The organism is Streptomyces sp. PA03-1a, assembly GCF_033792805.1.
GTDB lineage: Bacteria > Actinomycetota > Actinomycetes > Streptomycetales > Streptomycetaceae > Actinacidiphila.
Genome location: NZ_JARAVO010000399.1, coordinates 1 through 4,794, shown reverse-complemented (window position 1 = coordinate 4,794; position 4,794 = coordinate 1). Strand labels below are relative to the sequence as shown.

Annotated in this window: 4 protein-coding genes; 3 read left to right on the top strand and 1 reads right to left on the bottom strand. The window is 71.7% G+C overall.

From position 1 onward, the window contains the following. The coding region (locus tag PV341_RS43880) for a DUF4153 domain-containing protein (protein WP_500360843.1) at positions 1 to 1,518 on the top strand (1,518 nt) is incomplete at its 5' end. Positions 1,519 to 1,577: 59 nt separating this feature from the next. Here PV341_RS43880 and PV341_RS43875 read toward each other — a convergent pair. Further along, positions 1,578 to 3,125, bottom strand: a complete 1,548-nt coding sequence (locus tag PV341_RS43875; RefSeq protein WP_500360842.1) for an MFS transporter — start codon at positions 3,123 to 3,125, stop codon at positions 1,578 to 1,580. A 110-nt stretch (positions 3,126 to 3,235) separates the two neighbouring features. Here PV341_RS43875 and PV341_RS43870 point away from each other — a divergent pair, with 110 nt between their 5' ends. Continuing rightward, entirely contained in the window at positions 3,236 to 3,829 is a 594-nt protein-coding gene (locus PV341_RS43870; protein WP_499514455.1) for a TetR/AcrR family transcriptional regulator, read from the top strand. Positions 3,830 to 3,923: 94 nt separating this feature from the next. Then, positions 3,924 to 4,619, top strand: coding sequence for a ribonuclease HII (gene rnhB / locus PV341_RS43865; protein WP_499514456.1), 696 nt, complete (start codon positions 3,924 to 3,926; stop codon positions 4,617 to 4,619). Positions 4,620 to 4,794: the final 175 nt, after the last annotated feature.

Sequence of the window (4,794 nt, the reverse complement as noted above, 5' to 3'; positions counted from 1 at the left end):
CCACCGCCCCCGCCGCCCGCGTGGGTGATCGCGAGCCGGTCGCGGACCCCACGCGCCGCACGTCCCGCCGTGCTGTGGACGGCGCTGCTCACCGGTGTGCTGGCCGCGACCCTGCTGCGCGGCGGCCTGGGGATCAACCTGTTGCTGGTCAGCGTGCCCGCCGCGGCCGCGGCCGCGGTCGCCGCCCTCGACCACGGACGGCGGCTGCGGCCCTGGTCGGCCCTGTGGGCGGTGGCAGGCCTGATGCTTCTGCTCATTCCGGCACTGCGGGACGCCTGGTGGCCGTCGTTCCTGGCCGTCGTCGCCGCCGCCTTCCTGGGCTCGCTGGCCCTGCACGGCGGCCGCCGCTGGCCGGGCGTCCTGCTCGGCGGCGCCGGGCTGTGGTTCGCTCCGGCGCCCGCGATCGGCTGGGCGCTGCGCGGGCTGCGCGAGCGGTCCGCCCACGACCGGAGCCGGCTGCTGCCGATGCTGAAGACCGTCGGCGTGACCGTCGTGCTCCTCGTCGTCTTCGGCGCGCTCTTCGCGGGGGCCGACGCGGCGTTCGCCGACCTGCTGGGCGACCTCATGCCCGATGTGACCGTCACCGACCTCCCCCTGCGCGTCCTGCTCCTCCTCGTCGGGACGCTGTTCGCCCTCAGCGCGGCGTGGACCGCCGCGGCGCCGCGCCGCTGGGACCGGATCGAGGTGAAACCGGGACGCGCGCGCCGGCGCGCCGAGTGGGCACTGCCCTTGGTCGTCCTCGCCGCACTGTTCGCGGCCTTCAACGCCGTCCAGCTGGCGGTGCTGTTCGGCGGCTACGAGAAGGTGTTGGCCAAGACCGGCCTGACCTACGCGCAGTACGCCCGGCAGGGCTTTTGGCAACTGCTCGTCGTCACCCTGCTCACCGTGGTCGTCATCGCCCTCGCGCAGCGCTGGGCGCCGCGCGGCACCGACCGCGACCGCGTGCTCGTGCGCTCCGTCCTCGGCACGATCTGCGTGCTGACCCTGGTCGTGGTCGCCTCCGCGCTGCGTCGCATGGACCTGTACGTCGACGCGTACGGGCTGACCCGGCTGCGGATCTCGGTGGCGGGGGTGGAGCTGTGGCTCGGGCTGCTGATCGTCCTGGTCATGGCGGCCGGGGTGTTCGGCGCGCGTTGGCTGCCGCGCGCCATGGCGGTGAGCGCCGCAGCGTCCGTCCTCGCCTTCGGGCTGGTGTCGCCCGACGCCCTCATCGCCGACCAGCAGGTGAGCCGCTACGAGAGCACCGGCAAGATCGACCTGGAGTACCTGCGGCACCTCTCCGCGGACGCCGTCCCGGAGCTGGACCGGCTGCCGGAGCCGCAGCGCTCCTGCGCCCTGGAGAAGATCGTCGAGCACCTCTACGAGGACGGCACCGAGGCCTGGTTCACCACCAGTCTGGGTGAGGTCCGGGCGCGGTCGCTGCTCGACGGGCGGCCGGCGCAGACCGGCGGCCGGCCGTGCGACGCGGCGGGGCTGCCGGGCTTCTACGACGAGTGGGGCGACCCGGTCTTCCCGTGAGGTGGAACGCCGTGTGCCGCCGCCCCGGCCTCCCCTCGGGCCGGGCGGCGGCGCCGGCGTCAGGCCGCGGGCATGCCCGCGCTGCCGCTGAGCGCCTCCAGGTCGCTCTTGCGGACCCGGATCACGAACAACGCCGTGACCAGGGCGAGCGCGACGAGCCCCACGGCCGCGTAGAACGCGGTCGAGATGCCGTGCGCGAGGACCTCGTGGCCCCACGGCGGCGGCAGTTCGTGCGTCCGCTGGAAGGCGGCCTGCTCCTCCCGGGTGGCGTGCGCCAGGAAGTCCGGGACGAGAACGGTGGCCTTGTCGCGGCTCGCGGTGCCGAACACCGTCACCAGGATGGACAGCCCGAGCGAACCGCCCACCTGCTGCATGGCGTTCAGGAGCCCGGAGGCGGCCCCCGCCTCGTGCTGGGCGACGCCGGAGACGGCCGTCAGGGTCAGCGTGACGAAGTTCAGGCCCATGCCGAAGCCGAAGAGCAGCATGGGGCCGAGCACCCCGCCCACGTAGCTGCTGCCGGGGTCGATCAGGGTCAGCCACGCCATCCCGGAACCGGTCAGCGCCGAGCCGGCCACGAGGAACGGCTTCGGCCCGAGCACCGGCAGGAAGCGGGTGGACAGCCCTGCCCCGGTGACGATCGCCGCGGTGACCGGGAGGAAGGCGAAGCCCGCCGCGATGGGGCTGTAGCCGAGCACGTTCTGCACGAAGATGACGATGAAGAAGAACATCCCGAACATGGCCGCGGCCAGGCTCAGCATCATCAGGTAGGTGCCGGAGCGGTTGCGGTCGGCGAACATCCGCAGCGGGGTGATCGGTTCCCGGGCCCGCCGTTCGATGACCACGAAGGCGCCGAGCAGCACGACGGCGGCCGCGAACGAGGACACGGTCAGGGTGTCCCGCCAGCCCGAGTGGGCGGCGCGGATGAAGCCGTAGACCAGCGAGGCCATGCCGAGCGTCGAGGTAACGGCTCCGGCGACGTCGAACCGCCCGGGGTGCCGCTGCGACTCGCTGATGAAGCGCGGTGCCAGGAAGGCGATCAGCAGGCCGATCGGCACGTTGACGAAGAACACCCAGCGCCAGTCGAGCCAGTCGGTGAGCATGCCGCCGGCCAGCAGGCCCACGGCGCCGCCGCCCGCGGAGACCGCGGCGAACACGCCGAAGGCCCGGTTGCGCTCCGGGCCCTCGGGGAAGTTGGTGGTGATGAGGGCGAGCGAGGTCGGCGAGGCTATCGCGCCGCCGACGCCTTGAAGGGAGCGTGCGGCGAGCAGCTGCCAGGGCTCCTGGGCGAAGCCTCCGAGGAGGGAGGCGAGGGAGAACAGCAGGATGCCGAAGACGAACACCCTGCGCCGTCCGAGGATGTCGCCCGCGCGCCCGCCGAGGAGCAGCAGGCCGCCGAAGGTGAGCGTGTAGGCGTTGAGCACCCAGGACAGGTCGGTGGTGGAGAAGGAGAGCGCGTCCTGGATGTGCGGGAGCGCGATGTTCACAATGGTGGCGTCCAGCACGACCATGAGCTGGCAGGCCGCGATCACCGCGAGTGCGATGCCCGGCCTGCCGTCGCGTCGCGCGGCTCCGGGCTTTCGTGGTGAGGTGAGTTGCCCAGTCGTCACGAGGTCCCCCAGTCGGTGACTTAGTGAACGGTCGCGTTCACTGTGTACGACACTAGGGTGATGGTGGTAGTGAACGCAAGCGTTCACTAGAGAGTGAATGAGAAGGTGGCATGACCATGTCGCAGGGAGCGGGGACCCGCCGTCGCGGGCCCGTTCTGGAGCGGGCGATCCTCGGAGCCGCTCTGGAGCAGCTCAGCACGGTGGGCTGGCGAGGGCTGACCATGGAGGGCGTCGCAGCCGGCGCCCAGACCGGCAAGGCGGCCGTCTACCGCCGCTGGCCGTCCAAGCAGGCCCTCGTCGCCGACGCCCTGCAGACGGCCTTCCCCGAGGTCCCCGACGTCCCGGACCTGGGCGGCCTGCGGGAGGACCTGGTCTTCCTCGTGCTGCGGATGCGCGAGGCGATGTACTCGCGCGGCGGGCTCGCCCTGCGCTCGGTGATCGACGAGTGCGACCAGGAAGCCGCCCACTGCTTCGTACGGCTGATCATGGAAGGGGTCGTCGAACCCACCAAGCACCGCATCCTGGACGTGGTCCGGCGCGGCATCGAGCGCGGGGAGGTGAGGCCCGACGCCACCGGTGACATCGTCGCCGACGTGGTGCCCGCGCTGATGATGTACCGATCGAAGATCGGCGGCCGGGAGATCACCGAGGAGGACCTGATCGAGGTCGTCGACCAGGTGATGCTGCCCCTGCTGCGCCCCTGACGCGGTCGCCGGGCCGGACGCTCGCGGCCTGCGGCCGTGCTCCCGAGACCTGCTCCCGGCCGGTCCAAAGCGGGAGCGTAGGCTAAGCCTTGCCATGGTCCACGAACCCCCCACCCACACCGTCGAGCGCTCGCTGCGCGCGACCCTCGGCGCCAAGGTCATCGCGGGCGTCGACGAGGTCGGACGGGGCGCCTGGGCCGGTCCCGTCACCGTGTGCGCGGCCGTCACCGGGCTGCGACGGCCCCCCGACGGCCTCACCGACTCCAAGCTGCTCACCGTCAAGCGCCGTACCGCGCTCGCCGGTGCGCTCACCGGATGGGTGAACTCCTTCGCGCTCGGCGACGCCTCCCCGGAGGAGATCGACGCACTGGGGATGACCGCCGCGCTGCGGCTCGCCGCCACGCGCGCCCTGGACGCCCTGCCCGTGCGTCCGGACGCGGTGATACTCGACGGCAAGCACGACTACCTCGGGGGTCCCTGGCGGGTGCGCACGGTCATCAAGGGCGACCGCTCGTGCGTGGCCGTGGCGGCCGCGTCCGTGATCGCCAAGGTGCGGCGGGACGCGATGATGGCGGAACTGGGCGTGGACTATGCTCCGTTCGGCTTCGAGGACAATGCCGGGTACCCTTCGCCGGTGCACCGGGCGGCACTGGAGGAGCTGGGGCCCACCCCCCTCCATCGGCTGTCCTGGGCATATCTCGATACGCTGCCGCGTTGGCAGCACTTGAAGAAGGTCCGGGAGACCGTGGAGGCGGGGGAGACGGGTGAGCAACTCGGGTTCGACTTCTGAGCCGAGTTGTGACCTACCCGCCGCTGCGTTGTTCCGGTGCATTTGATAGACATCAGCACATGCCTCTCACCCCCGAGGAGCCTCAGATTCACGAGAGTGTCCCGGGTCCCCGCGTAGCCCCTGTCCCTTAAACAAATCTCCGAGCCCACGAAACCTCTCTAAATACCGAATACCA